Source organism: Massilia atriviolacea (assembly GCF_003953935.1).
In the GTDB taxonomy this organism is placed as follows: domain Bacteria; phylum Pseudomonadota; class Gammaproteobacteria; order Burkholderiales; family Burkholderiaceae_D; genus Telluria_A; species Telluria_A atriviolacea.
In genome coordinates, this window is the sequence record NZ_RXLQ01000010.1 from 246,503 (window position 1) to 272,231 (window position 25,729).

A 25,729-nucleotide genomic window follows, 5' to 3' on the forward strand; every position below is an offset into this window, starting at 1 on the left:
GCACGATCTCTTCGACGCCGGGCGGCCTGCGCGGCCGGCCCGCGCGGCGCCCATGGTACGATTGCGCCTCCTCCAACCGGGTTTTCGCGCAAGTGAGATCGATGCAAACTGACATAGCTGCCGATATCGCCGCCATCGAAGCGATTTCTTCAGTGCCGACCATCCTCGACGCGGTGGCGGCGATCACGGGCCTGCGCTTCGTGTGCATCGCGCGCGTGACTGCCGATTCGTGGACCACCTGCGCGGTGCGCGACACGCTCGGATTCGGCCTGAAGGTCGGCGACGGGCTCGATGTGGCCAGCACCCTGTGCGAGGAAGTGCGCGACACCGGCCGCGCCGTCATCATCGACAACGTCAGCGAGGACGCGCGCTACCGCGACCACCACACGCCGCGCATCTACGGCTTCCAGAGCTATATTTCGATCCCGATCCGGCGCCCCGACGGCAGCTACTTCGGCACCCTGTGCGGTCTCGATCCGCTGCCGGCCAATCTGTCCGGCAGCGCGACGGTGGCCAGCATGACCCTGTTCGCCCAGCTCATTTCGAAGCACTTCGAGAGCGAGCTGAAACTGAGCGAATCGCAGTCGGCGCTGCTGGGCGAGCGCGATACGGCCGAACTGCGCGAACAGTTCATCGCCGTGCTCGGGCACGACCTGCGCACGCCGCTGTCGTCGATCATGCTGGGCACCGAACTGCTGCGGCGCGAGCCCCTGAGCGCGCAGGCCGAGAGCGTGGTCGAGCGCATGCGCCGCAGCGCGCTGCGGATCGCGGCCCTGGTCAACGACGTCATGGATTTTACGCGCGGGCGCATGGGCGGCGGCATCGCGCTCGACCTGCGCAACGAGCCGGCCTTGCGCCAGGCGCTCGAACAGGTGGTGGCCGAGCTGCAGGGGGCGTATCCGGAACAGCGCATCGGGCTGGAAATCGAGCTGCCCGCGACCGTGTATTGCGACCCGGCGCGGATCCAGCAGTTGCTGTCGAACCTGCTCAAGAACGCGCTGGTGCACGGCGCGCGCGACCAGCCGGTGCAGGTGCGCGCCCGCGCGCGCGACGGCGAGTTCGAGATCGGCGTCAGCAACGGCGGCCCGGCCATCCCCCCGGCCAGGCTCGGGCAGCTGTTCAAGCCCTTCTGGCGCGCCTCCAGCCAGCTGGCCAGCGAGGGCCTGGGACTGGGCCTGTTCATCGTGGCCGAAATCGCCCGTTCGCACGGCGCTACGCTGGAAGTGACGTCGGTGGACGGCGCCACCCGCTTCACCTTCCGCATGCGCGCCGGCGAATCGGTCGAACGGCGCATGCTGGCGCGCGCATGAGGGGCGCGCTGTTGTCAACCGTGTCAGCGCTGCTGCTGGCGGGCGCTGCGCACGCGGCGGCCGGCATCGCCGATCCCGTCCAGACGCGCGCGCCGTCCGAGGCCGAGGTGAAGGCCTTCCACGCGTATTACCAGAAGCGCTTTCCCGACAATCACAGCGCCCAGCCGGCGTTCGCCGTCACCCGCGCCGATGCCGGCGCGCCGTGGCAGGTCGCGGCGACGGTGAGCCTGGCGCCTCGGCGCGGGCACAAGCTGTTGTGCCGCATGCAGCGCATCGATTTCCATTACACGCCGGCCGGCGCCCAGTGGCACGCCGCCGAGGCGCCGCGCCAGTTCGCGTGGCTCGACCGCGCCAGCGGCTGCGCGCCGCCGGCCAGGCCGGTGCAGCTGTTGCAGCGCATGCCCGACACCGAACTGGCGGCCGTGCTGGCGCAGCAGGCCAGATTGCTGGACAAGGCGCGCCTGCTCCTGGCCGGGAACACCGCCTGCGCGCGCCATCGGTCGCTGCCGTTCGAACTGCACGCGATCGATGTCGGCGCCTCCGGTTCGAGCAGCGAAGAAATGGTGGCGCTGGTGTACCGCAGCGGGCGCGAGACCGAGGCCACCGTCTGGGCGCGCCGCAGCGGCGCCGATTACGATGCGTGGAACGCCAGTTGCCGCTGAGAGTCTGCCCGAGCGTCAGAACTGGAGCAGGTTTTCGGTCACATCGAATGTGCACTCGACGCGGTGCTTGCGGGCGCCGCACACCCCCGCATCGAAGCGCGGGTAGCTGACCGGCTTGCCGATATGGTTCATGGAGCGGGTAATCGCTTCGGTGGTGCAGGCGTCGGGCAGCTTGCCGTTGACGTAAGGCGCGTAGGCCGCGTTGAAGCGAAAGCTCCCGGCCAGGCTGACGCGCTGGGTGTCGGGCGCGCCCGCCGGCAGCTTCCGGAAGCGGGTGATGTCGAGCACCAGGCGCGCCTGCGGGTCCTGTTCGCCCAGCGCGTAGAACTGGTCGTAGCCGCTGCCGGTGTAGTCTTCCAGGGTCTGGTTGTCGGCATTCCTGATGCGGTACTGGGCCAGCGACATGCCGCGCGTGCCGGGCTCGGGGAACTGGTACTTGCCCGCTGCGGGCGGCAGCGCCACCAGTCCGGTCGACATTTCGTGGGTGCGGCCGATGCTGTCGGCATGCATGCCCAGGCCCAGGCTGATCTTGTCGGCCGTCCCGCCCAGGCTGGCGACGCTGACCTGGGCGCCGCTGGCGGAAAACGTCGTGGCGCCGTCGATGGTGCAGCGCATGGTATTGGCGGGGCCGCTGTTGCCGGCTTGCCCAGCGCCGGCTTGCCCGCTCCCCGCCTGCGCCTCTTGTTTGCCGCATCCGCCCAGCGCCAGGGCCAGCGCGCACCATCCCAGCAAGTGTCCGTTCAAAGCCATCCTCCCTTGGTTGAAGTCGCCGCACGCCGTCCGGCGTGGCGCAGCCGCTTTTATACACCATGTCGCCGGCGGCGACGGATTTGGCGCGCCGCGCGGGCGTGTATCATGCGGCGCAGGACGCGTGCTTTAGAACGCACTCTCTAGCGTAGCTCACTAGAATGGATCTCTGCGGTCCGACCCACATCTTATTCAGGGAGTTCTGGAATGGAAAAAAAACTCAAGCCCGACGCCATCGACGACGATTCGCAACTGGCCGACGCCGTGCGCGCCTCGGCGCACCAGATCTGGCAAGCCGGCCTTGGCGCATTCGCCAAGGCGCAGGAAGAGGGCAGCCGGGTATTCAGCAAACTGGTGCAGGAAGGCAACGACCTGCAGAAACGCACCCGCTCGATGGCCGAGGACAAGGCCGGCGGCGTGGCCGACAGCGCGGCCAGCGTGGCCGAGCTGGTGGCGCGCCAGGCGTCCGGATCGTGGGACAAGATGGAGCAGGTGTTCGAAGACCGGGTCACGCGCGCGCTGGCCGGGATGGGCGTGCCGACCCAGGAACAGTTCAAGGCGCTGGCCTTGCAGGTCGAGGAACTGGGCAAGCGCGTCGCGGAGCTGAGCGCGACAACGGCGCCGGCCGCCAAGCGTGCAACTAAGACGGCAAGCAAGCCGGCCGCCAAGCGCGCAGCCAAGGCGCCGGCCAAGGCAGCGCTGGCGCCACGCAAGCGCGCGCCCCGCAAAACGCCTGCGCCGGGGGGCGGGGAGGGCGCCTGACCGTACGCCGGGGTATCGTCATTGCCCTGTGAATGCACCCATGTTCGGTGTTATGCTTGCATGAGAAAAAACACCGACCGCCCCCGCCATGCTACAGAAAGCTCCCCGCCGCACCCGTGAACGCATCCTGGAATTGTCCTTGCGGCTGTTTAACGAGTTCGGCGAGCCGAATATCACGACCACGGTGATCGCCGAAGAGATGAATATCTCGCCGGGCAATCTCTACTACCATTTCCGCAACAAGGACGACATCGTCAACTCGATCTTCGTGCAGTTCGAAGCCGAGATCGAGCGCATCCTGACGGTGCCGGACGGGCGCCGCTCGAACATCGAAGACGTGTGGATCTACCTGCACCTGATGTTCGAACTGATCTGGCGCTACCGTTTCTTCTACCGCGACCTGAACGACCTGCTGTCGCGCAACCGCAAGCTCGAACTGCATTTCAAGCTGATCCTGGCGCACAAGATCAAGGTCGCCAAGGAGCTGTGCGAAGACTTGCGCAGCGAAAAATCGCTCGAGGCGTCGGACGCCGACATCAATGCCATGGCCACCAATATGGTGGTGGTGGCCACCTACTGGCTGTCGTACGAATACGTGCTCAATCCGCGCAAGTATTCGGAGCAGCAGGCCATGTCGGATGCGCTGGCGCGCGGCTGTTACCAGGTGCTCTCGCAGATCGGTCCCTACCTGCGCGGCGATACGCACCTGCTGTTCCAGAAGCTGTCCGAGGAATACCTCAAAAAACTCAAATAAGAAGCGGCACACCATGAAGTCAATCGCAGTCTATTGCGGCGCCTCCTACGGCGCCTCGCCCCTGTACGCGGACAGCGCGCGCGCCATGGGGCGCGCCCTGGTAGAGCAGGGTATCGGCCTGGTCTACGGCGGCGGCAAGGTGGGCCTGATGGGCGTGATCGCCGACGAAGTGCTGCGCCTGGGCGGGCAGGCGGTCGGGGTGATTCCGCAGGCGCTGGTCGAACGCGAACTGGCGCACCACGGCTTGACCGAGCTGTTCATCGTGCGCGACATGCACGAGCGCAAAGCCATGATGGCCGAGCTGGCGGACGGCTTCATCGCCATGCCGGGCGGCATGGGCACGCTCGAAGAACTGTTCGAAATGCTGACCTGGTCGCAGCTCGGCATCCACCGCAAGCCGATCGGCGTGCTCAACACCGGCGGCTTCTACGACCTGCTGGCGGCGTTCGTCATGCACCAGCATCGCGAAGCGTTCGTGCGCGAGGACCATGCGGGCTTGATGATGGTCGAGGCCGAGCCGGAGGCGCTGCTGGCGCGCCTGCTGGGCCGCTAGACGGCGCCGGCCGCGTTCATGTCCGGCGCCGTCGTGCTGCTGGTGCTGTTTGCCGCGGCGCTGCACGCGGGCTGGAATGCGCTGGTCAAGGCCGGTCCCGACAAACTGCTGGGCAGCGCGCTGGTCGCCGGCGGCGCCGGGCTGCTGGCCGCCCTGGCGCTGCCCTTCCTGGCGCTCCCGGCGCCGGCCAGCTGGCCCTGGATGCTTGGATCGGCGTGCTGTCACCTGGCTTACTACCGGCTGCTGGCCGCCGCCTATGCGCATGGCGACATGAGCCACGCCTATCCCCTGATGCGCGGCAGCGCGCCCCTGCTGGTGGCGCTGGTCTCGGCCGCGCTGGTCGGCGAGGTGCTCGGCGCGCGGCAGTATGGCGCGATCGCGCTCATCTGCGCCGGCGTGCTGGCCATGAGCCTGTGGCGCGGCGCGGGTGCGGCGCCGCCGTCGCGCCGCGCCACGCTGTTCGCCTTGCTCAACGCCGCCGTGATCGCGTGCTACACGCTGATCGACGGCATCGGCGTGCGCCTGTCCGGCGCGCCCGTGGCCTATACCCTGTGGCTGTTCGCCCTGTCGGCCTGCGTGCTGCTCGTGGCGCTCGCGGGCAGGCGGCATGCCTTGCGCGCATACGCACGCGCGTACTGGAAAACCGGCCTGCTCGGCGGCTTCGTCTCGATGGCCTCGTACGGACTGGCCTTGTGGGCGATGACCGCCGCGCCGGTGGCCGTCATCGCCGCGCTGCGCGAAACCTCGATCCTGTTTGCGGCCTTGATCGCGCGCGTGTTCCTGCGCGAGCGGCTCGGCGTGGGTCGACTGTGTGCGGTGGGCCTGATTGCCGGCGGGGCGGTAGCGATGCGCTTTGCGTAGCGGGACGAGGGTCGTTCGGGGACTTGCGCAAGGTCGCGTCGAACGGTGCGTGGCGCTGCAAGATCAACCCGCCCACCATGCCGCTGATGATGGCGACCTGGATAATACCCGCAAGTACCTCCGCGTTTTCCGATTGGACCTGCGCGCCGCGCATCCAGTCCAACATGGATTCTTCACGCCGCATCGGCCTGCGGGCGGAACAAAGGACGTCCGGCGCTGTCGCAGCCGGCCTGCATGCGCGCCTGTTCTTCCAGCAGGAGCGCGATCTGTTCCGCCGGTACCGGCCGGCTGAACAGGTAGCCCTGCATTTCGTCGCAGTCGTTATCGCGCAGGAAGGTGCACTGCTGCTCGGTCTCGACGCCTTCGGCGATCACGCGCAGATTGAGCATGTGGCCGAGCGAGATCACCGCCATCGCGATGGCCTGGTCGTCGCTATTGTCGGCCAGTTCGCGCACGAAGGACTTGTCGATCTTCAGGGTGCTGATGGGGAAGGATTTCAGCGCCGACAGGCTCGAATAGCCGGTCCCGAAGTCGTCGATCGAGAGCGAAATGCCCATCGCCTTCAACTCGCGCATCTTGCCGACCGATTGCGCCAGGTCGCGCATGATCAGGCTTTCGGTCACTTCCAGTTCCAGCGCGGCGGCCGGCAGGGCGCTCTCGCGCAGGGCCGCGGCCACCCTGTCGATCAGGCGCTTTTCTTCGAACTGGCGCGGCGAGACATTCACCGACATCGTCACCGGCGCCAGCCCCGCATCCTGCCACGCCTTGTTCTGGCGGCAGGCCGTGTGCAGTACCCAGTCGCCGATGGCGACAATCAGGCCGCTTTCCTCGGCCAGGCCGATAAAGCGCATCGGCGAGACCACCCCATGCTCCGGATGCTCCCAGCGGATCAGCGCTTCGACCCCGAAAATGAGGCCGCTGCGCAGGTCCACCTTGGGCTGGTACAGCAGGTGGAACTGGCCGTCGTCGAGCGCGCCGCGCAAGCCTTCGAGCAGCACCAGTTTTTCTTCGACGCTGGCGTTCATTTCGCGCGTGTAGAACTGGAAGTTGTTGTTGCCCATTTCCTTGGCGCGGTACATGGCGGCGTCGGCGTTCATCATCAGGGTGTTCGGCTCGGCCCCGTCGCGCGGATACATCACCACGCCCATGCTGCAGCTGACCTGCACTTCCTGGCCGCCCAGCAGGATCGGTTCGGTGACCGCCTGGCGGATCTTTTCCAGCACCGGCGCGACCGCCATCGGATTGTCCGCCTGGTCGGGCAGGATGATGACGAATTCGTCGCCGCCGAAGCGCCCCAGCGTGTCCTCGCGCCGCACGCAGGCGGCCATGCGGGTGCCGACGATACGCAGCAGTTCGTCGCCGGCGTTGTGACCGAGGCCGTCGTTGACCAGCTTGAAGCCATCGAGGTCGATGAAGGCCACCGCTACGCAGCGCCCGCGCCGCTGCGCCTGGACGATGGCCTGGTCCAGCCGGTCGCGGATCAGGCTGCGGTTGGGCAGGCCGGTCAGCTCGTCGTGGTGCGCCATGTGGCGGATGCGTTCTTCGGCCACCTTGCGTTCGGTGATGTCGCGCACGATCGCCACCACCCCGTCTTCGACCGCCACCACCTGGCGGTGCAGCCAGCAGGTGCGCGCGCCGCTCAACTCGGCCAGCCATTCGGCTTCGTGCACGCCGCCGTCCTGCATGACCTTGACCAGGTCGTCGAAGATGCCGTTGTCGCGGAAGGCCGGCAGCATGGCCGACAGGCGCATGCCGCACAGGTCCGGTTTGTCCATGCCCGCCAGTTTTTCGGCGCGCGTGTTGGTCGCTTCGATGATGAAGTCGACGATGGCGCCGCGCTCGCCGCTGACGCTGCGCATGACGAAGAACGCATCCAGGCTCGCTTCCGAGGCGGCGGCGTAGGTCTCCTGGGCGCGCCGGATGCGGCGCCGCGTGCGCGTGAGCTGCCACGACCAGACGCACACCAGGGTGACGATCACCACCAGCACGGCGCTGCCGCTGCCGGCCACCCACAGGTAGTTGCGGCGCTGCTGCTCGAAGGCGGCCATCGATTCGTGTTCCGACAGGCCGACCAGCGCGATCAGGGAAAAGCCGTGCAGGCGGCGCACGCTGGTGTAGCGGCGCACGCCGTCCCAGTCGCTGGCGACGGCCTGGCCGGCGCCGGCGTCGGGTGCGGGGCGCGGCGCGGGCTGGCCCCAGACCACCTTGTCGCCGATGCGCAGGGCGCGGAACACCCCGTCCGAGCCATACAGGCCGAGCGCGCCCGACTCGCCCAGGCGCGAGCGCTCGTAGCCGCTGGTGAAGTAGCCGGGGTCGACTTCGACGATGACCACGCCGGCGAAGCGGCCCTCGCCATCGTTCAGGCGCCGCGTGAAGTGCAGGTGCCAGTCGGGATTGGCGTCGTCGCGCAAGGTCTGGCTGACGTAGGGTGTGGCGGTATCGCTGTCGCGGTGAAAACCGAAGTAGCCTTGCTGCGAGACGTCGATCTTGCGCGCCGGCGGATTGCTGGCCACCACGATGCCGTTGCGGTCGGCGATGCTGACCACGAACACCAGGCCCGATGGGAGCAAGCCTTGCTGGTTCAGGGCGGGCAGGGCGCCGGCCGTGCCTTTCAGTTCGACCGCGTACTTGAGTACCTTGAGGGTCTGGTCGATGCTGCCCAGGTTGCGCTGCATCTGGGCTTCGTAGGTGTCGATCAGTTCCCGGCTCGAATCGCGCGCGGCGTTCTGCGCGGCGCTGCGCTCGATGCCGATGAAGTGGTCGGTCGCCATCCAGATGATCACCAGCAGCAGCACGGCGAACAGCGGCAGCGAGATATGGGTTTCCTGCCCGAGCCCGAGCAGGCGCGTGAAGCGGGCGCGCGTGCCGTTCATGCTCAGCGCACCACCAGGACGGCCTTGACGCTCGGGTCGAGCGCGGCCTTGTCGATGTAGCCGATCAGGGCCGGATTGTCGGCCACCATGCGCCGCACGGCGGCGCTGTCGACGGCTTCCTTGGGCGGCTGGCCGCGCCCGGTGAAGATCATCTTGGTCCAGTAAGCCTTGAGCAGGGCCGGGGTCTTGGCGGCGACGCGCGCGTAGAATTCGTCGCGCAGCGGGGCGCCGATGCGCTGGTCGAGCGCCACGGCTTCGGCGCCGTCGGGAAAGGTGCCGACGGCGCCGAGGAAGATGTCGGCCACCTGGTCGGCGCGCAGGCTGGCGACCGGACTCCTGGCCGAGACGATCACCACCAGCTCGGCGCCGGCGGCGTGCAGCGAGCACGCCGCCAGGGCGCAGGCGGCCAGCAGGCGGCGCAGGGTTGGCTTGGTCATGGCGCCGTCCTCAGAACACGAAGTCGAGCACCGCGCTCGCCAGGTTGACCCTGGTGCGCGCGCCGAAACCCGGCTGCACGTTGACCAGGGTGCCGCGCGAGCGCTCGCCCGGACGCACCCGGTCGTACTGGAGCTTGAGCGCGACGTTGCGGCGCGCGTCCCAGCGTACGCCGGCACTGACGGTGTCCTGCACCGGTACGCTCATCAGCAGGTAATTCAGGCCCGCATTGAGCTGGCCGGCCGGCGCGGCCAGCGGCGGCGGCAGGCCGTCGAGCGCCAGGCCGGGGTCGCGCGTCGGGCTCCTCGCATGCGAGGCGGCGTACGCAAGATAGGGCGTGAAGGCGCCGATGCGGTAGCCCGCGCTGGCGTAGCCGGTGATGGTCTTGCCGAGGAAGGAATGGGAATTGAAGCGCCCCAGTTCGGCCATCAGGAACCAGTGGCCCGGATCGTAGCTGGCGCCGACGGTCAGCGCGTTGAAGCGCTTGCGCTGCACGCCGTACTGGCGCGCCAGGGCTTCGCCGGCGGGCCCGAACTGCTTGAAGCCGTCGAACAGCTCGTCGGCCAGGTCGATCGACACCTGGCTGCTGAAGGCGCTGATGCGGCTGCTGAAGGCGCCCCGGTCGGCGGTGGTGGACACGCCGGTCAGCTTGCGCGCCTTGACCGTGTAGCCCTGGTACAGATCGAGGTCGGTGCCGCCGACGAAGGCCTGGGTCAGCAATCTGAGGCCGGCCGCCTGCCAGCGGTAGCTGGCGTCGACGCCGTCGCTGCTGCTGATCGAGAGCGCGCCATACACTTCGCCAGGTGTGCGCGCCCACGGATAGGCGTAGCCGATCTTGCGGTAGTCGGCCGCCAGGAAGATCGGCAGCGCGATGCGGCCCAGGCGCAGCGACAGGTCGGGCGTGGCCTGGTATTTCACGTTGGCCCATTCGACGAGCGGGCGGTAGCTGTGGTCGAGCCGCTGTTCGGCGATCACCTGCACCACGCCGTACCATTGCTTGTCGAGGGTCACGCCCAGTTGCGCGCCGAGGCGGCTGTCCACGTGCGGGCTCCAGGCGTCGCTGGCACCGGCGCCGGTGCCTTTCAGGACGCTGGAGGAAAAGTCGGCCTGGCGGTTGTCGGAATAGCTCACCGCCGCCGTGCCGAAGCCGCCGAAGGTCCACGCGGTGCCGGTATTGTCCGCGCCACGGTCGGCCGGGCCGCGTTCGGCCGGGCCACGATCGGCCGGGCCACGATCGGCCGGGCCACGGTCGGCCGGGCCGCGTTCGGCCGCGTGCGCGGCGCCGCCGGCCAGCAGCAGTAGCGCCAGGGTGCAGGCGCGCGTGAAGGCAGGGGCAGGGCGTGGGTCAGGCTTGGTCATGAATATAGTCCGGTGAAACATGCCTCGCGCAGGCGCGGCACTGGCGTGCGCGCACAAGCGCGATGGCCAGGTGCGGGAAGCGTGTGGTTCAGGGGCGGGCGGATGTTGCGCCAGCGCGGGGTCAGGTTCGACTGTATAGAGCAGGGTGGCGCTTGTCGATAATTTTCCAGCAGGACGGTATTGTCCTGATAACTTGTGCTGCGGAAATGCAACATTCGGAGAGAATGCGGCGAGCGCGGGGCGCGGTGCGCGGGCCGGGCGATACCGAAACGGTGATCGCGCGGCGAAAAAATGTCATTGGCCGCCGCGTGGCGCCGGGCCTACCCCGGCTGGGCCTACCCTGGCCGGACCTGCCCTGCATTGGCAGGACAAGCACAACAAGATCGGAGACCCATGTTAACCCCACGCATCGCGGCGCTTGCCTCAGCCCTTGCCATCGGCGCCGCTCCGGCGTTCGCCATCGAACTGGCCGGCCTCAGGAACGCGCACGACCCCGGCACCGTCACCCGGGACGGCGACACCTGGTTCAACTTCACCACGGGCGAGAACGGCATCTGGCACTCGACCTCCAGGGACCTGGTGACCTGGTCGGCGCAAGGCAAGCCGGTGTTTTCCACTTACCCGGGGTGGATCGCCAACAAGATCCCGGGATTTACCGGATCCATGTGGGCACCCGACGTGATCCACATGAACGGCCACTACTACCTGTACTACTCGGTGTCGGCATGGGGCACGACCACCTCGGCAATCGGCGTGGCGCGCTCGCCCTCGCTGAAGAATCCGGCGTGGACCGACCTTGGCATCGTGGTCGAGTCGTTCGGCGGACATGCCGAGATCAACGCGATCGACCCGGCCCTGTTCCGCGACCATGACGGCAAGGTGTATATGTCGTACGGCTCGTTTTTCGGCGGGATCGGGGTGGCGCGGATCGACCAGGCCAGCGGCAAGCTGGCCGGCAGCGTGACGCGCATACTCGGCGCAGGCCATCAGGATATCGAGGCGCCGTACATCACGCGCGATGGCCAGTACTACTACCTGTTCGTCAACCGCGGCGCCTGCTGCAAGCTGGCCGACAGCACCTATTACGTGCAGGTGCTGCGCGCGACCAGCGTGACCGGGCCGTATTCGGGCGCGCGCACGATCCTGCCCAATACCGACGGCAAGTACAAGGGACCGGGCCATGTGGCGGTGCTCAAGCAGGATGGCTGCCATTACGTGTCCACGCACTACTACGACCTGACGGACAAGGGCAACGCCAAGCTGGACTTCCTGAAGATGAGCTACAGCGGCGGCTGGCCGGCGATGACGCGCAACTTCAGCAGCTTTGCCGGCTGCGGCGGCATCAGCGACGGTGCGTATGCGATCAAGTCGCGCGCCAGCGGCAAGGTGCTCACGGTCGCGGGGGCGGCCACGGCCAACGGCGCGATGGTGCAGCAGGCCACCGACAGCGGCGCGAAGCACCAGTCGTGGTACGTGATCGGGCAGGGCGATGGCAACTACAGCATCATCAATGCGGGCAGCTTGCGCAGCCTGGATAACTACGGTAACTCGACGAGCGCGGGCACGCCCATCGCGCAATGGGATGACTGGGCCGGCAGCGGGCAGAAGTGGCGCTTTGCCAGTCCGGCGGCAGGCTGGTACACCGTCGGCAACCAGTTAAGCGCGATGGCGCTGGACGTGAAGGGCGGCGCCACGCAGGAGAACGCGCCGGCGATCCAGTCCGCGCCGAATGACGGTGCGAGCCAGCAGTGGGCCTTGCAGCGGCGCTAGCGCGGCGCGGGATGCCTCACCAGAGGCGCTGGCCCGATACCTCGAGCTGGGTCAGGTACAGCCTCAGGTCGAATTCGTACTGGTGGTAGTTCGGTTCCATGTAGCAGCACAGCTTGTAGAAAGCCTTGTCGTGCTGCTTTTCCTTGACGTGGGCCAGCTCGTGCACGGCGATCATGCGCAGGAATTCGATCGGCGTGTCCTTGAACACGGTGGCCACGCGGATCTCGTGCTTGGCCTTGAGCTTGTTGCCCTGCACGCGCGAGATGAAAGTGTGCAGGCCGAGCGCGTGCTGGATCACGTGCAGCTTGCTGTCGAACACGACCTTGTTGATCGGGTCGGCGTTGCGCAGGAATTCGGTCTTGAGGTCCTGCACGTAGTCGTACAGCGCCCTGTCGGTGCGCACCTCGTGCGCGGCCGGATAGCGCTGCTTGAGGACGTCGCCGAGCTTGTTTTGCGCGAGCAGCTGGCTCACTTGCGCCTGCGTCTGTTCGGAATAGGCGCTCAGGTATTTAAGGGGTTGCATGGCAGCACTTTACCATACGCGGCCCTGTGCCGATTCACCCGCATTGCATGGGCGGCCAGCACGCCCTGGCTGCGGACGGCAAGCTGCAATCGATTCCAATCTATTCATAAAAACAACAAATAATGCTTTTTTGCTTAGGCATTCGGCGAAAAGTCCTGTTATGATTGTGCAACTTTTCCTGAAAGAATTATATGACAGACAATCTTTACGCCCCGCCGCAAGCGGACATGAGCAAGACGCCGGTTGCCGCCGGATCCGACGACAGCTTCTACGTCGTCTCGCAGCGCAAGTTTACGCTGATGTTCATCTTGACCTTCACCTTGTACCTGTACTACTGGTTCTACAAGAACTGGGCCAACTACAAGAAGCAGTGCCAGCTGCAGAATGCGGCCGATAGCGATATCTGGCCGGTTCCGCGCGCCATTTTTGCGATTTTCTTCATCCACTCGCTGTTCCGCAATGTCGATCAGCACGCCGAGGCGAAGCAGCGCCCGCTCGGCTGGAATGTCGGTGCCCATGCCACCTGGCTGGTCGTGATGCTGGTCATCACCAACCTGGCCAACGGCGTGATCACGACCATCTTCGGCCAGGTTCTCGGCTCGCTGGTGACGATCGGCCTGCTGGCCGGTATTTGCTACAGCCTGCGTAGCGCCCAGGCCTACATCAACAAGAGCTGCGGCGATCCGGAAGGCGCGCGCAATAACCGCCTGACCACGGCCAACTATGTGTGGATGGCGGCCGGTATCATCCTCTGGCTGCTGATTATCTTCAGCGCGGCTTCGACCGGCGTGTCGGCTTAAGGCCGCAGCGCTGCGGCGACCGACGCCAGTCGCTCGCCGCAGCCGCGTCGCTTGCCGGCTCACAGCAGGCGATTCTCCTTGTTCGCCTCTTCGAAGCTGGCCCGCGTGACATCCTCGTCGCGCAGGCCGAACGCGTAATTCGCCTCCAGCCACATCACGTTGATGATGGCGGCCGAGAGGGCGAGGCCGATTCCCAAAATCCAGGCAAAATACCACATGGTCTGCTCCTAGTAAGATTCGTGTTCGTTTTCGCGGATGTGGGCGGCGGTGACCTTGCCGCGCATGATCGAATAGACCCAGCTGGTGTACATCACCACGATCGGCAGCATCACCACGATCACCCAGAACATCACGCCCAGGCTCTTGTGGCTGGCCACCGCGTCCCATGCGGTCAGGCCGCTGCCGGGCGCCAGCGAGGATGGCATGATGAAGGGGAACATGGCCGCGCCGGCCGTCAGCAGGATCGAGGCGACCGACACGCCGCTGGCCAAGAACGCCGGCAGGCTGCGGCGCGCCGCGCACAGGAGCACCGCCAGCGCCGCGCCGAGCAGGCCCAGGACCGGGAAGGCGATGGTCAGCGGCCAGCGCGTGTAATTGTCCATCCACGCGCCGACGCCGCGCTCGACCACTTTGGCGGTCGGCATGAAGGCCGAATCGACCGGCGGCATCGAGACGATGCGGAAGCCATCCATCCCCAGCGCGACCCACGCCCCGGCGGCGCCGAAGGCGGCGAGCGTCACCACGCCGGCCGCCATGGCCGCCTTGCGTGCGCGGGCGGCGATGACGTCGTCGGTCTTTTGATACAGATAGGTGGCGCCATGCATCGCCAGCATCGACACCCCCAGCACGCCGGCCAGCAGGCCGAAGGGATTGAACAGGCCGAGGAAGCTGCCGGTGTACTCCATGCGCATGGTGTCGTCGTAGTGGAAGGGCACGCCCTGCAGCAGGTTGCCGAAGGCGATGCCGAAGATCAGCGGCGGCACGAAGCCTCCGGTGAACAGGCCCCAGTCCCAGGCGTTGCGCCAGCGCGTGTCGGCCAGCTTGCTGCGGTAGTCGAAGCCGACCGGCCGGAAGAACAGCGCGAAGAGCAGCAGCATCAGCGCCACGTAGAAACCGGAGAAGGCGGCCGCGTACACCAGCGGCCAGGCCGCGAACATGGCGCCGCCGGCGGCGATGAACCAGGTCTGGTTGCCTTCCCAGGTCGGACCGATGACGTTGATGATGACGCGCCGTTCCATGTCGTCCTTGCCGAGGAAGGGCAGCCACATGCCGACCCCGAAGTCGAAGCCGTTGGTCAGCGCGAAGCCGATCAGCAGGATGCCGACGAAGCACCACCAGATCACCTTGAGCGTATCGTAGTCGAAGATCATACGGCCTCCTTATGGGCTTGCTGGCCCTGTTCCCAGTGATATTTACCCGTATGCAGGGCGCTCGGTCCCAGGCGCGTGTACTTGATCATCAGACCCATCTCGATCACCAGCAGCAGCGTGTAGAAGGCGATGAAGCCGGCCAGGCTGAAATACAGGTTCGATGCCTGCAGGGTCGACGCCGACAGATGGGTCGGCAGGATGCCGGCGATGGTCCACGGCTGGCGGCCGTATTCGGCCACCACCCAGCCCAGTTCCGCCGCCACCCACGGCAGCGGGATCGAGAACACGGCCAGTTTCAGCAGCCAGCGCTGCTGCGCCAGGCGCTTGCGGATCAGGAAATAGAACGAGGCGCTGAAGATGAACAGGAACAGCATCCCCAGTCCGACCATGATGCGGAAGGACCAGAACAGCGGCGCGACTTTCGGCACCGTGTCGTTGACGGCCATCCTGATCTGCGCTTCGGTGGCGTCGATCACGCGCGGGGTGTACTTTTTGAGCAGCAGGCCGTAGCCCAGGTCGTCCCGCAGGCGCAGGAACTCGGCGCGCGCTTCGGGCGACTTGTCGCCGCTTTTCAGGCGCGTCAGGGCCGCGTACGACAGCATGCCGTTGCGGATGCGCGTCTCGTGCAGCTTCTTCAGGTCCTTGATCCCGATCACCTGGGTATCGACCGAACGGGTCGCGATCAGTCCCAGCACGTATGGGATCTTGACCGCGTAATCTGTGCGTTCCTCGGCGTCGTTGGGCAAGCCGATGAGGGTAATGCCGGCCGGTGCGGGTTCGGTTTCCCATTCGGCTTCGATGGCGGCCAGCTTGACCTTGTTGACTTCACCGGCGGTGTAGCCCGATTCGTCGCCCAGCACGATCACCGACAGGGTCGAGGCCAGGCCGAAGCCGGCCGCGATCGCGAACGAACGCAGGGCGAAGGGCACGTCGCGCGCCTTGAGCAGGTAAAAGGCCGACACGCCCAATACGAACATCGACGCGGTCACGTAGCCGGCGGCCACGGTGTGGACGAACTTGACCTGGGCGACCGGATTGAGGAACACCTCCGACATGCTGACCAGTTCCATGCGCATGGTTTCGAAGTTGAATTCGGCGCCGACCGGATTGTTCATCCAGCCGTTGGCGATCAGGATCCACAGGGCCGACAGGCTCGATCCGAGGGCCACCAGGAAGGTCACGCCGAGGTGCTGCACCTTCGACAGGCGCGACCAGCCGAAGAAGAACAGGCCGACGAAGGTCGATTCGAGGAAGAAGGCCATCATGCCCTCGATCGCCAGCGGGGTGCCGAAGATATCGCCCACGTAGTGCGAGTAGTAGGCCCAGTTGGTCCCGAACTGGAATTCGAGGGTGATACCGGTGGTGACGCCCATGGCGAAGTTAATCCCGAACAGCTTGCCCCAGAACTTGGTCATGTCGCGGTAGATTTCGCGGCCGGTCATGACGTAGACCGATTCCATGATCACCAGGATCCACGACAGGCCCAGGGTGAGGGGAACGAACAGGAAGTGATACATGGCGGTCGCGGCGAACTGCAAGCGCGACAGGGTGACAACATCGTCGATGGGACTCATGGCGTGGCCTTGGCGGGAGGAGGTGGGGGCAAGCGGGGCGTAGCGAGCAGGTGCTGTTCCACCTGCGCGGTCGGCATGCGCATTTTTTTAACCTGGGGCGTGGAAAAGAAGGCTTTGTACAGCATGAACAGGATGACGACCTTCAAAACCAGCACCAGCGTGATCGCCAGCGCGAACGGGAGACGGTGGAGAAGGGCGCGCATCCTAATCGCCTTTGGCGCTGTCGTCGCCCGGTTCGGCGGCGGCTGCCGTTTCGGGGGCGCGCTTCTTGCGGAAGGTGCCGCGCACGGTGTCGCCGACGTTGAGCAGGGTCTTGACGGTGGAGCCCATCTTCATCAGCGAGGTGAGGGTTTCGGGCGAGAGGCGCTGCACGTCGTCGAACCAGGAGCTCGATAGTTCGATCAGGTTGTACATCTCGCGCATGCGTTCCTGGGCGACGCGGTCGGCGTCGGTGGCCGGCGTTTCGAGCAGGGCGTCGCGCAGCATCGACAGGGTCGGTTCGACTTCGCGGCGGCGGCGTTCCTCGAGCAGGGCCTTGAAGATGTCCCAGATATCCTTGGGCGGCTCGAAGTATTCGCGGCGGTCGCCCGGCTGGTGCAGCAGCTTGACCAGGCGCCAGGATTGCAGCTCCTTGAGGCCCATCGACACATTCGAGCGCGAAAACTGCAGGTGTTCGGCGATTTCATCGGCATTGAGCGGCTTGGCCAGGACGTACAGCAGGGCGTAGATCTGCCCGACGGTCCGGTTGATGCCCCAGCGGCTGCCCATTTCGCCGAAATGCAGGATGAATTTCTGGGCAAGGGGAGTGAGATTGGTCATGTCTATAGGTCTTTGGAAGTATTGAATTTTCAGGAATTACTGAAATTATAGGAGGTTTACGAATTACGTGCAGGGAAGGCCTCAACAGACCGCCGCCGTCCAGTTCGTGTCCACCCCGGTGCCAGGTCTGACATTCGGATACGAACTGGGCAGGCAAGCGGCCGCCTGCGGGCTGGCAGGCGCATGATGCTGCTAGTTATAAAGGATGAGTCCGTGTCCACTTCGGTGCCAGGTCTGACATTCGGACACGAACTGAGCACGCAGACGGACCCCTGCAGAGCTGTCAGACTCGTGATGTGACTGGCTGTAAATGTCCACTTCGGTGCCAGGTCTGACATTCGGACACGAACTGAGCACGCAGAAGGACCCCTGCAGAGCAGTCAGACTCGTGATGTGACTGGCTGTAAAGGATGAGGCCGTGTCCGAATGTCAGACCTGGCACCGGGGTGGACACGAACTGGACAGGTAAGCGGCCGCGCGGGGCGGAGTCAGCCCTGGTGTTCGCGCAGGACGGCGTGGAAGAGGGCGTTCAGCGCGGGCAGGGGCTGGGTGCGTGGCGCCGGCAGCGCTTGTACCGTTTCCAGCCGGGCCAGTTCCTGCTCGATGAAGTCGTTGAGAAGCATGATCGGGGCGGATAAGCCAAGTTCGGGCGACGCGCGCTTCTGCACCAGCAGCGCGTCGATCCGCGCCAGCAGATCCGCACGCCCGTCGAGCAAATGCAGCAGCTTGTGGAATTCGATCGGCGCCGCCGTGCCATAGCGCTCGATCCAGTGCACCGAGAGCAGCGCGCGCAGCACATAAAAGTATTTTTTGAGCGGCACCTGCGCGGCGCGCAAATGGTCGCCATAATTGGTCTTGGCCATGCTGCGATAATGATAAATCCCGCGCTCCGGCGAATACAGGGCCGGCAGCAGTTCGCGCGCACCGGCGCCAAAGCCGCCTTGCTCGATATACGAAATCGGCGACTGGATCCATTCCACCATCGCCGGATTGGTTTTCCACAGCAGGCGCAGCGCCTTGCGCAAGTCCCAGCCATTGAGGTCGATATCGTCGACGATCGGGTATTCGATCACGTCGCGCCGCTCTTCCAGATCGACCGCCAGATACCAGTCGGCCGGACGCATGTAAATGAAGCGCACGTCGTAATCGCTGTTGGGCGAGGCAAAGCCCCAGGCGCGGCTGCCCGATTCGATCGCCAGGATAATGCGCACGCCTTCCTCGCGCTCGGTGCGCGCCAGGCGCGCCATTATCTCGGTCCTTACCTCGTCTGGGATCATGCGGTTTCCTTGTCTTGCGCAGGCGGAATCGGCGCGCCTGCATGCTGCGGCATTATGGCTTGATTTGCGCCAGGACGTCGAGTACCGCCCTGACCACCGCCTGCGGCTGGTCGGCCTGGATAAGGTGGCCCGCACCCGGCACCACCCGGTGCGTGCTGCGCGTGGACAGGGCCGCCATCTCCTGGTGAATCGTGAAGTTCTCCTTTTCCGTTGCCTTGTTCAGCGCGCTTTGCGGCTTGCCGGGAATGGCATACGGCGACACGCTGCGCGTGAGCACCATCAGCGGCAGGTCGCCGAAGGGCTTGCGCACCGCGCGCAACTGGGCGCCGCTTTCTTCGAAGGCGTTTTCCTCGGCATTGCGCGCGCGCCAGTACGCCGGCGAGACGAGCGAGGCCAAATAGGCGGCATTCAGGGCGCGCCCGAATTGCGGCTGGAAGCCGCCCGTGCAGTTGGTGAACAGTTCGCTGCCGGGAACGAAGCCTTTTTCGGCCTGGGCCTCGCAGGCTTTGGCGTATTCGGCCCCGGCCGCATTCATTTCCTTGAACTTGCCCTTCGAGACGGCATCGATGCGGTCGATTTCATCTTCATGCTGGCCCTCGACCAGTACCAGCCCAGCGACCTGGCCCGGATAGCGGTAGGTAAACAACTGCACATTGGCGCCGCCGAAGGAATTGCCGACCAGGACGTAGGGCGGCGCGATGCCGGCCTTGCCGAGTGCTATGTGCAAGTCTTCCACGACGTTGTGCGAGGTGTTCGGACGCGGCGACGGGTCGCTGAAGCCCATGCCGGCGCGGTCGAAGACACAGGCGCGCGTGTGTTTTGCCACCTCCGGCTGGACCTTGTACCAGACCCAGCCACCCATGCCGGACGGCGAATCGAAGATGACCGTGTTCGCTCCCGATCCGCTGCAGTACAGGTTCAGGCGCCGCCCGCCGATGTCGACCATCTGGTTGGGGTGCGAGAAAGCGCGCTGGGTATCGCCCTCGGCGGGAGCCTGGGCGAAGCTGGAAGCGCAGCATGCTGCGGCGATGGCGGACAGGGAGAAACGCAAGGCGGCACGTGACATGGCGAACGTCTTTCTGGTTGGGTGGGGATGCCGTCGGCTGCGGCTTCCGGAGTTGCATGATAGATCAGTTTTTGCCGCTTGAGGAGGTGCGGCGCCGGATCGGCTTCAAAGCGCGCCTTGCCGGCATTGGCGCCGTTGGCGTATGCATCATATGCACGCGGCACGCGGCGCGCGCCGGCGCGGCGTGGATGACTGCATGGATGCACGCCAGCGCAGTCGCGGTTGTAGCGCGCGAACGGAGCCGGCTGACCATCGCATTGCCGCAGTCAATTGTCAGCACGCTGTCACGCGCACATGCGCAGGATATGAACTTCCGGTTCACATCCGCGGATATGCCATCGCCGTTGATGGCAGGTGGTGCCCGCATGCCGCCGGCACCACTTGCCATCACTCCGTCTTGTCCCTGGCTTTTTCCTTGCTGCCCTGGCGCGATCCCTTGGCGGCGGCGCCGGCGGCGCCATCGGCATTGTTGGCGGCAGCGGCAGCGCGCGCCGCCGATTGCCGGCTCTCGCCACCCTTGCGGCCGATGTCCGCCATGTGCTCGCGGTTGCGGCTTACCGCTTCGCCCCCTTTTTGCCCGGCCCGCCGCGCTTCTTCGGAATCGAATTCGTGCGCCGTTCCCTTCTGGTGGGCTGCCTGGCCGCCCTTGCTGGCAATTTCGCGCTGCTGGTTCTGGTCCATCGCCGCGAAACCGCGCTTGGCGGGAGCGCTGCCGCTCCCGCTCTTTTGCGCGTTGCCGCCGGACGTACTGTTCTTGTTGCCTCCGCTTTCCTTACTTGTTGCCATGTCGTTCTCCTTGTTTGCCTGGATATAGGAACCCCGCTCTCGCGCGTTACCGGGTTTGTGGGTTAGAGAGGTGCCCAATTCAATAGTTCCCGCGCGATGCGGAGCGCGGCTTATTGAGATAGGCTCTTAGTCGGGTGGGCGCGGCATGCGGCGCGCGCCGTCGTGCCGGTCCATCGCGTCGATCGGGGGCGGCGGCGCCGTCAGGTCGTCGTCCAGCTGGTCCTTGCGCGCCGCCAGCCGCTCGCCCAGGTCGTCGAGGTCGATGCCCGACTCCAGCGCGGCGTCGAACATGTCGCGCTCTTCCCGCGCGATGTGGCGGCGCATTTCTTCGCCCAGCACCGTGACCGTGGCGGCGACATGGTCGTCGCCCGGATACATCACGTCGAGCCGGCCGATCAGGTCGCGCATGCCGACGTGGTCGACGTCGGCTTCGTCCATCAACTCGCCGTCGTCGATGACCGAGCGCAGCATGGGATAGAAGATGTCTTCCTCGATCATCGAGTGCAAGGTCAGTTCGTAGCAGATCTCGTCGACCAGCTCGAACTTGCGTTCGTCCTCGTCGTCGTTCTCGCGCAGGCTGTCGAATGCGAGAAAAAGGCTTTTGACCTTGTCATGGTCGGCTTTCAGCAATGCGAGCGCGCCGATCGCCGCGCCGCTTTTTGGCTTACCGTGGTTGGACATGGGTGAACTCCGTGGGTGGTCTGTTGGCCGGCGCTTACGCCGGCCGATGGGATGCCGGCGCGCCGGGTGCCGCCCCGGCCGCGCGGGCGCCGAAGGCCATCAGCGCGCGCAGGGCGTCGATGCCGTCGTCATTGAGTTGCCGCGCCAGCTGCAGATTGAGCGCGCTCAGCCTGCGCAGCGCATCGAGGCCCGTGCTCGCCACCCCGGTGAGAAAATCGACCTGCGTGTCGAACGGCGAGCGCATCGGTGGTCTGTTCGGATAGCTTGGCATGACATTCCTTGTCGTAGAACATGGGGAAGGACGCCGCCGCGTTCAGGCGGCCGTGCGTCGTATTGGCATGGGATAGACGTGACAAGGCGCGCCAAAGTTCCATGAACTTTGCGCGAAGGCGCGTTAGGTCAAGCGGGAAGGGGGGCAAGGCCGCCGCGAACGGGCGGCCCGGTGGGTCAGATCAGATGAAGGGAGGCGGGATGGGCGGCTTAGGCGTCCGCCACCTTGAGCACCAGCTTGCCGAAGTTTTTGCCTTCGAACAGCATCAACAGCGCTTCCGGGAAATTGTCGAGGCCGTCGACCACGTCTTCGCGGCTTTTGAAGGTGCCTTCCTGCATCCACTTGGCCATGGCGGCCACGCCCTGGTGGTAGCGGTCGGCGTAGTCGAACACGACGATGCCTTCCATGCGCGCGCGGTTCACCAGCAGCGACAGGTAGTTGGCCGGACCCTTGACCGGGGTGGTGTTGTTGTACTGCGAGATGGCGCCGCAGATGACGATGCGGGCGCGCAGGTTGATGCGCGTGAGCACGGTGTCGAGGATGTCGCCGCCCACGTTGTCGAAGTAGACGTCCACGCCGTTCGGGCAATGTTCTTTGAGGCCATCCTTGACCGCGCTGTTCTTGTAGTCGATGCAGGCGTCGAAGCCCAGCTCATTGACCACGAAATCGCATTTTTCCTTGCCGCCGGCAATGCCGACCACGCGGCAGCCGAGCTGCTTGGCGACCTGGCCGACCGTCATGCCGACCGCGCCGGCCGCGCCCGATACCACCACCGTCTCGCCGGCCTTCGGCTGGCCCGATTCGATCAGGCCGAAGTAGCCGGTCATGCCGGGCATGCCCAGGGTGTTGAGCCAGGTCGTCAGCGGCGCCATGGCCGGGAAGATCTTGTAGAAGTTGGCGTGCTTGTCGTCGGCTGCGCCGGCCCAGTATTGCTGTACGCCGGTGGCGCCGGAGACGGTGTCGCCGACGGCAAACTTGTCCGATTGGGAGGCGACCACCACGCCCACGCCGGCGGCGCGCATGGTTTCGCCGATGGCGACCGGACGGATGTAGGACTTGCCTTCGTTCATCCAGCCGCGCATGGCCGGGTCGAGCGACAGGTAGAGGACCTTGACGACGATCTCGCCATCGCCGATCTCGCGCACTGCTTCGGTAATCTCTTCCCAGTCGCTGCGTTTCGGCATCCCGACAGGGCGGGCGGCGAGGCGGAACTGCTGGTTCATCAGTGCGGTAGTCGTCATGGCGAGTCCTTGATTGAAGTGGTGATCTACCTACTATACCGCAATTCTGCACGGGCGTGCTTTTTTGTGTTGGGGCGATTTTCCCTGACGCATGCGACAATACAAGGTTCGCAGTTCCCACGCCAATGACTATACGACCATGACGCATCCAGAATACATTTTGACCCTGTCCTGCCTCGATCAGCGCGGCATCGTGCACCGTGTGTCGGGCTTTCTCGCCGAACATGGCTGCAACATCATCGATTCGGCCCAGTTCGGCGATGCCGAATCGAAGCTGTTTTTCATGCGCGTCCATTTTGCGCTGGAAGAGGGCGCCGTCGGCGACGCGGTGCTGCGCGCCGATTTCGAGGCCCTGTGCACGCAGATGGGCATGCTCGGGCAGTTGCATGACGCCCACGCCAAACCGCGCGTGATGCTGATGGTGTCGAAAATCGGGCATTGCCTGAACGATTTGCTGTTCCGCTACAAGAGCGGCCTGCTGCCGGTGGACATTCCGGCCATCGTCTCGAACCACATGGACTTTTACCAGCTGGCGGCCAGTTACAACATTCCCTTCCACCACTTGCCGCTGGCAATCGGTGCCGATGCGGCGGCCAAGCAGGCGCAGGAAGCGCGCGTGCTCGAACTGATGCACGCGCACAAGATCGACCTGGTGGTGCTGGCGCGCTACATGCAGATCCTGTCGCCGGCCTTGTGCGAGGCGATGCGCGGCAAGGCGATCAATATCCACCATTCCTTCCTGCCCAGTTTCAAGGGCGCCAAGCCGTATGCGCAGGCGCACCACCGCGGCGTGAAGCTGATCGGCGCCACCGCGCACTTCGTCACCGGCGACCTCGACGAAGGCCCGATCATCGAGCAGGACGTGGAACGGGTCGATCACGCGATGGATGCGGACACCCTCAGCGCCATCGGGCGCGACGTGGAATGCGTGGTGCTGGCGCGCGCCGTCAAGTGGTTCGTGGAGCACCGCATCCTGCAAAACGGCGACAAGACGGTCGTCTTCAAATAAATCAGAGAAGTTCAACAAAGAAGTTAAAGGCAGGCGTATCGATGGCACTTAAAGCGACAATTTACAAGGCAGAGCTGCAGATTGCGGACATGGACCGCAACTATTATCAGGAACATATCCTGACCCTGGCCCGGCATCCCTCGGAGACCGACGAACGGATGATGATCCGCCTGCTCGCGTTTGCGATCCACGCGAGCGAATCGCTGACCTTTACCAAGGGCCTGTTCGATACCGACGAACCGGACCTGTGGCAAAAGGACCTGACCGGCGCGATCGAGCTGTGGATCGAAGTCGGGCAGCCGGACGACAAGCGCCTGATGAAGGCGTGCGGCCGCAGCGAGCGCGTGATCGTGTACAGCTACAGCGCCACCAGCCATATCTGGTACAAGCAGATCGCCAACAAGCTCGATCGCGCCAAGAACCTGACCGTGATTAACATCCCGGCCGAGGCCAGCGCGCAGCTCGAAGCGCTGGCGCAGCGTAACATGCAGTTGCAGTGCACGATCCAGGACGGCCAGATCTACCTGACCGACAGCACCAACACGGTGCTGATCGAGCGCGAGGATTTCAAGGCGGTGCGCTAAGCACCGTCATTCCGGCCTGCTGCGCCCGGCTCGTTCGCGGCGCCTCGGGGTAGGCGTCGGCGGCGGGTGGTTCAAGCGTTTTTGCAGCTTTGGCTGTAACATCCAAACGCCGAATTCGGTACGGGACCTAGTCCTTTTGCCGTCCGAGGTATTGCCCCAAACGCAGCATCGCTGCGATATAATTCATCGCATGAATATGAAGTCGACCACCTGGCGCCTGCAAATCTGGATCGCATGTTTCGCGATCCTGATGAACGTGCTCGCTCCCTCGATTTCGCACGCGGTGGCGGCGGCCCGCACCGTCGTGCCCGGCGCCGACATCTGCTTCACCGATTCCGGCACCCGCGCCGCGCCAGCCGTCGACGCCATCAACTTCGTCGCCGACCAGTACAAGCATTCCGAAGCGGGCATGATGCAAGATTGCGGCTACTGCCTGCCGCACGCCGGAACCTATTCGCTGATGCCGAACCAGGTCACCGGCCTGGCCATCCTCGGCGGCCACGCGCTGCGTCCCTTCCTGTTCTACCGCGCGCCGCAGCCGCTGCTCGCGCTCAGCGCCGCCCCGCCGCGCGGCCCTCCCGCGGTTCTCTGATTCGTTCTTGCGGCGCCCTGCGCGCCGCCCCTTTGCGACAGTGCGCGCCTGCACGGCAGGCCCACGTCCCCAGAACCTGACAGAGAGAACCACCATGAAAAAGAATATCGCTACGCTGATCGCCCTGTGCGCGCTCGCTTCCTCCGCCTTCGCCCAGGTCAAGGTCGACGCCCCCTGGGCGCGCGCCACCGTGCCGGTCCAGAAAACCAGCGGCGCCTTCATGCAGCTGCAGTCGGCCAGGGATGCGCGCCTGGTCGGCGCCAGCTCCCCGGTGGCCGGCACCGTCGAAATGCACAAGATGGAAATGAAGGGCGACCAGATGAAAATGGCGCAGGTCGACGCCATCGACCTCCCGGCCGGCAAGGCCGTCAAGCTGGCCTCGGGCGGCTACCACCTCATGCTGATCGACCTGAAACGCCAGCTCAAGGCGGGCGACACCGTGCCGCTCACACTGACCTTCGAACACCCGAACAAGCAACGCGAATCGATGACCGTCGAGGTTCCCGTCAAGCCGCTCAATTTTGTCGGCCAAGCCGGTGCGCACGCTGCCCACTGAACCTGACGCAATACCTTCTTCGGAAACCATCATGCACATTCGCCTTCTCTTCGCCTGCGCGGCGCTTGCCGCGCCGCTTGCGCACGCCCACGTGACGCTCGAACAAACCAGCGCCGCTGCCGGCGCGTACCAAAAACTGACCTTCCGCGTCGGCCACGGCTGCAAGGGCAGCCCGACCCACACGCTGACGGTGACCCTGCCGGACGGCTTCAACGGCGCCAAGCCCATGCCCAAGACCGGCTGGGCGCTCGCCACCACGTCCAACCAGGTCACCTGGAAAGGCGGCCCGCTGGCGGACGCCCACTACGACGAATTCGTCATGCAGGTCAAGCTGCCCGCCAGCGTCGGCAAGCACTACTTCAAGGTCGCGCAGCTGTGCGAGCAGGGACGCCTCGACTGGGATGCGCTTCCCGACGCCAGCGGCGCCAGGCTTGCCTCGCCGGCGCCGTGGATCGAGATCGTTCCCGCCGCCGCCGGCGCGCCCCACCACTAAG

29 protein-coding genes are annotated in these 25,729 nt (G+C 65.5%); 13 read left to right on the top strand and 16 right to left on the bottom strand.

All coding sequences use genetic code 11. From position 1 onward, the window contains the following. Positions 1-101 precede the first annotated feature (101 nt). Together EJB06_RS20035 and EJB06_RS20040 are read left to right on the top strand one after the other, a co-directional pair. The gene (locus tag EJB06_RS20035; RefSeq protein ID WP_126075779.1) at positions 102-1,310 is read left to right on the top strand and encodes a GAF domain-containing sensor histidine kinase; all 1,209 of its coding nucleotides are present in this window, start codon (positions 102-104) and stop codon (positions 1,308-1,310) included. Between the two features lie 11 nt (positions 1,311-1,321). Beyond that, the gene (locus EJB06_RS20040) at positions 1,322-1,972 is read left to right on the top strand and encodes a hypothetical protein (RefSeq protein ID WP_126075780.1); all 651 of its coding nucleotides are present in this window, start codon (positions 1,322-1,324) and stop codon (positions 1,970-1,972) included. A 15-nt stretch (positions 1,973-1,987) separates the two neighbouring features. Here the strand turns inward: EJB06_RS20040 and EJB06_RS20045 are convergent, their stop codons facing one another. Continuing rightward, positions 1,988-2,716: a hypothetical protein gene (locus tag EJB06_RS20045; protein ID WP_126075781.1), complete on the bottom strand. Its 729-nt coding sequence runs from the start codon at positions 2,714-2,716 to the stop codon at positions 1,988-1,990. A 210-nt stretch (positions 2,717-2,926) separates the two neighbouring features. Here EJB06_RS20045 and EJB06_RS20050 point away from each other — a divergent pair, with 210 nt between their 5' ends. The 4 genes from EJB06_RS20050 to EJB06_RS20065 all read left to right on the top strand — a co-directional run bounded on the left by EJB06_RS20050 (position 2,927) and on the right by EJB06_RS20065 (position 5,649). After that, on the top strand, positions 2,927-3,481 hold the full coding sequence (locus tag EJB06_RS20050; protein ID WP_126075782.1) for a phasin family protein: 555 nt from the start codon (positions 2,927-2,929) through the stop codon (positions 3,479-3,481). Positions 3,482-3,569: 88 nt separating this feature from the next. Next, positions 3,570-4,235, top strand: a complete 666-nt coding sequence (locus EJB06_RS20055) for a TetR/AcrR family transcriptional regulator (protein WP_054263370.1) — start codon at positions 3,570-3,572, stop codon at positions 4,233-4,235. Between the two features lie 13 nt (positions 4,236-4,248). Then, entirely contained in the window at positions 4,249-4,788 is a 540-nt protein-coding gene (locus EJB06_RS20060; protein WP_126075783.1) for an LOG family protein, read from the top strand. An 18-nt stretch (positions 4,789-4,806) separates the two neighbouring features. Beyond that, on the top strand, positions 4,807-5,649 hold the full coding sequence (locus EJB06_RS20065) for an EamA family transporter (RefSeq protein ID WP_126075784.1): 843 nt from the start codon (positions 4,807-4,809) through the stop codon (positions 5,647-5,649). A 173-nt stretch (positions 5,650-5,822) separates the two neighbouring features. On the opposite strand, the gene EJB06_RS20070 is transcribed toward EJB06_RS20065, so the two are convergent. The 3 genes from EJB06_RS20070 to EJB06_RS20080 are packed head-to-tail and all read right to left on the bottom strand — an operon-like array spanning position 5,823 to position 10,316. Further along, positions 5,823-8,522: a bifunctional diguanylate cyclase/phosphodiesterase gene (locus EJB06_RS20070; protein ID WP_126075785.1), complete on the bottom strand. Its 2,700-nt coding sequence runs from the start codon at positions 8,520-8,522 to the stop codon at positions 5,823-5,825. A 2-nt stretch (positions 8,523-8,524) separates the two neighbouring features. Then, on the bottom strand, positions 8,525-8,959 hold the full coding sequence (locus tag EJB06_RS20075) for a type 2 periplasmic-binding domain-containing protein (RefSeq protein WP_126075786.1): 435 nt from the start codon (positions 8,957-8,959) through the stop codon (positions 8,525-8,527). A 10-nt stretch (positions 8,960-8,969) separates the two neighbouring features. Next, positions 8,970-10,316 carry a hypothetical protein gene (locus EJB06_RS20080; protein ID WP_198420874.1) on the bottom strand — a complete coding sequence of 449 codons (1,347 nt, stop codon included), beginning with the start codon at positions 10,314-10,316 and terminating at the stop codon, positions 8,970-8,972. Between the two features lie 393 nt (positions 10,317-10,709). Here EJB06_RS20080 and EJB06_RS20085 point away from each other — a divergent pair, with 393 nt between their 5' ends. After that, positions 10,710-12,086, top strand: a complete 1,377-nt coding sequence (locus EJB06_RS20085) for a family 43 glycosylhydrolase (protein WP_126075787.1) — start codon at positions 10,710-10,712, stop codon at positions 12,084-12,086. 16 nt (positions 12,087-12,102) lie between these two features. Here the strand turns inward: EJB06_RS20085 and EJB06_RS20090 are convergent, their stop codons facing one another. Further along, positions 12,103-12,609 carry a YgjP-like metallopeptidase domain-containing protein gene (locus tag EJB06_RS20090; RefSeq protein ID WP_126075788.1) on the bottom strand — a complete coding sequence of 169 codons (507 nt, stop codon included), beginning with the start codon at positions 12,607-12,609 and terminating at the stop codon, positions 12,103-12,105. 191 nt (positions 12,610-12,800) lie between these two features. Between EJB06_RS20090 and EJB06_RS20095 the strand changes: the two genes are divergently transcribed. Then, positions 12,801-13,409 carry a hypothetical protein gene (locus EJB06_RS20095; RefSeq protein WP_126075789.1) on the top strand — a complete coding sequence of 203 codons (609 nt, stop codon included), beginning with the start codon at positions 12,801-12,803 and terminating at the stop codon, positions 13,407-13,409. Between the two features lie 59 nt (positions 13,410-13,468). On the opposite strand, the gene cydX is transcribed toward EJB06_RS20095, so the two are convergent. From cydX to EJB06_RS20150, 11 genes are all read right to left on the bottom strand, one after another. Further along, on the bottom strand, positions 13,469-13,627 hold the full coding sequence (cydX, locus tag EJB06_RS20100; RefSeq protein WP_126075790.1) for a cytochrome bd-I oxidase subunit CydX: 159 nt from the start codon (positions 13,625-13,627) through the stop codon (positions 13,469-13,471). Between the two features lie 9 nt (positions 13,628-13,636). Further along, entirely contained in the window at positions 13,637-14,779 is a 1,143-nt protein-coding gene (cydB, locus tag EJB06_RS20105; protein ID WP_126075791.1) for a cytochrome d ubiquinol oxidase subunit II, read from the bottom strand. Continuing rightward, the gene (locus EJB06_RS20110) at positions 14,776-16,353 is read right to left on the bottom strand and encodes a cytochrome ubiquinol oxidase subunit I (RefSeq protein ID WP_126075792.1); all 1,578 of its coding nucleotides are present in this window, start codon (positions 16,351-16,353) and stop codon (positions 14,776-14,778) included. Before EJB06_RS20110 ends, cydB begins: the two co-directional genes overlap by 4 nt. After that, complete coding sequence (gene cydP, locus EJB06_RS20115) at positions 16,350-16,556, bottom strand: cytochrome oxidase putative small subunit CydP (protein ID WP_126075793.1); 207 nt, start codon at positions 16,554-16,556, stop codon at positions 16,350-16,352. Before cydP ends, EJB06_RS20110 begins: the two co-directional genes overlap by 4 nt. 1 nt (position 16,557) lies before the next feature. Further along, positions 16,558-17,172, bottom strand: coding sequence for a GbsR/MarR family transcriptional regulator (locus tag EJB06_RS20120; protein ID WP_126075794.1), 615 nt, complete (start codon positions 17,170-17,172; stop codon positions 16,558-16,560). A 488-nt stretch (positions 17,173-17,660) separates the two neighbouring features. Beyond that, entirely contained in the window at positions 17,661-18,449 is a 789-nt protein-coding gene (locus tag EJB06_RS20125; RefSeq protein ID WP_126075795.1) for a nucleotidyltransferase domain-containing protein, read from the bottom strand. Positions 18,450-18,501: 52 nt separating this feature from the next. Next, positions 18,502-19,515: an alpha/beta fold hydrolase gene (locus EJB06_RS20130; protein WP_126075796.1), complete on the bottom strand. Its 1,014-nt coding sequence runs from the start codon at positions 19,513-19,515 to the stop codon at positions 18,502-18,504. Positions 19,516-19,902: 387 nt separating this feature from the next. Further along, on the bottom strand, positions 19,903-20,301 hold the full coding sequence (locus EJB06_RS20135) for a KGG domain-containing protein (protein WP_126075797.1): 399 nt from the start codon (positions 20,299-20,301) through the stop codon (positions 19,903-19,905). Positions 20,302-20,427: 126 nt separating this feature from the next. Then, entirely contained in the window at positions 20,428-20,982 is a 555-nt protein-coding gene (locus tag EJB06_RS20140; RefSeq protein WP_126075798.1) for a hemerythrin domain-containing protein, read from the bottom strand. Between the two features lie 34 nt (positions 20,983-21,016). Further along, entirely contained in the window at positions 21,017-21,253 is a 237-nt protein-coding gene (locus EJB06_RS20145) for a phasin family protein (RefSeq protein WP_126075799.1), read from the bottom strand. Positions 21,254-21,462: 209 nt separating this feature from the next. Continuing rightward, the gene (locus EJB06_RS20150; protein WP_126075800.1) at positions 21,463-22,494 is read right to left on the bottom strand and encodes an NADP-dependent oxidoreductase; all 1,032 of its coding nucleotides are present in this window, start codon (positions 22,492-22,494) and stop codon (positions 21,463-21,465) included. Positions 22,495-22,633: 139 nt separating this feature from the next. On the opposite strand from EJB06_RS20150, the gene purU reads away from it, so the two are divergent. The 5 genes from purU (at position 22,634) to EJB06_RS20175 (ending at position 25,728) form a co-directional block, all read left to right on the top strand. Beyond that, on the top strand, positions 22,634-23,503 hold the full coding sequence (gene purU, locus EJB06_RS20155; protein WP_126075801.1) for a formyltetrahydrofolate deformylase: 870 nt from the start codon (positions 22,634-22,636) through the stop codon (positions 23,501-23,503). Positions 23,504-23,544: 41 nt separating this feature from the next. Further along, entirely contained in the window at positions 23,545-24,087 is a 543-nt protein-coding gene (locus tag EJB06_RS20160) for a YaeQ family protein (RefSeq protein ID WP_126075802.1), read from the top strand. A 190-nt stretch (positions 24,088-24,277) separates the two neighbouring features. Continuing rightward, positions 24,278-24,679, top strand: a complete 402-nt coding sequence (locus tag EJB06_RS20165) for a DUF2946 domain-containing protein (protein ID WP_126075803.1) — start codon at positions 24,278-24,280, stop codon at positions 24,677-24,679. Between the two features lie 94 nt (positions 24,680-24,773). Further along, complete coding sequence (locus EJB06_RS20170; RefSeq protein ID WP_126075804.1) at positions 24,774-25,235, top strand: copper chaperone PCu(A)C; 462 nt, start codon at positions 24,774-24,776, stop codon at positions 25,233-25,235. 31 nt (positions 25,236-25,266) lie between these two features. Next, positions 25,267-25,728 (top strand): YcnI family protein, encoded by a 462-nt coding sequence (locus EJB06_RS20175; RefSeq protein ID WP_126075805.1) that lies wholly within the window; start codon positions 25,267-25,269, stop codon positions 25,726-25,728. The last annotated feature ends 1 nt before the right edge of the window (position 25,729 follow it).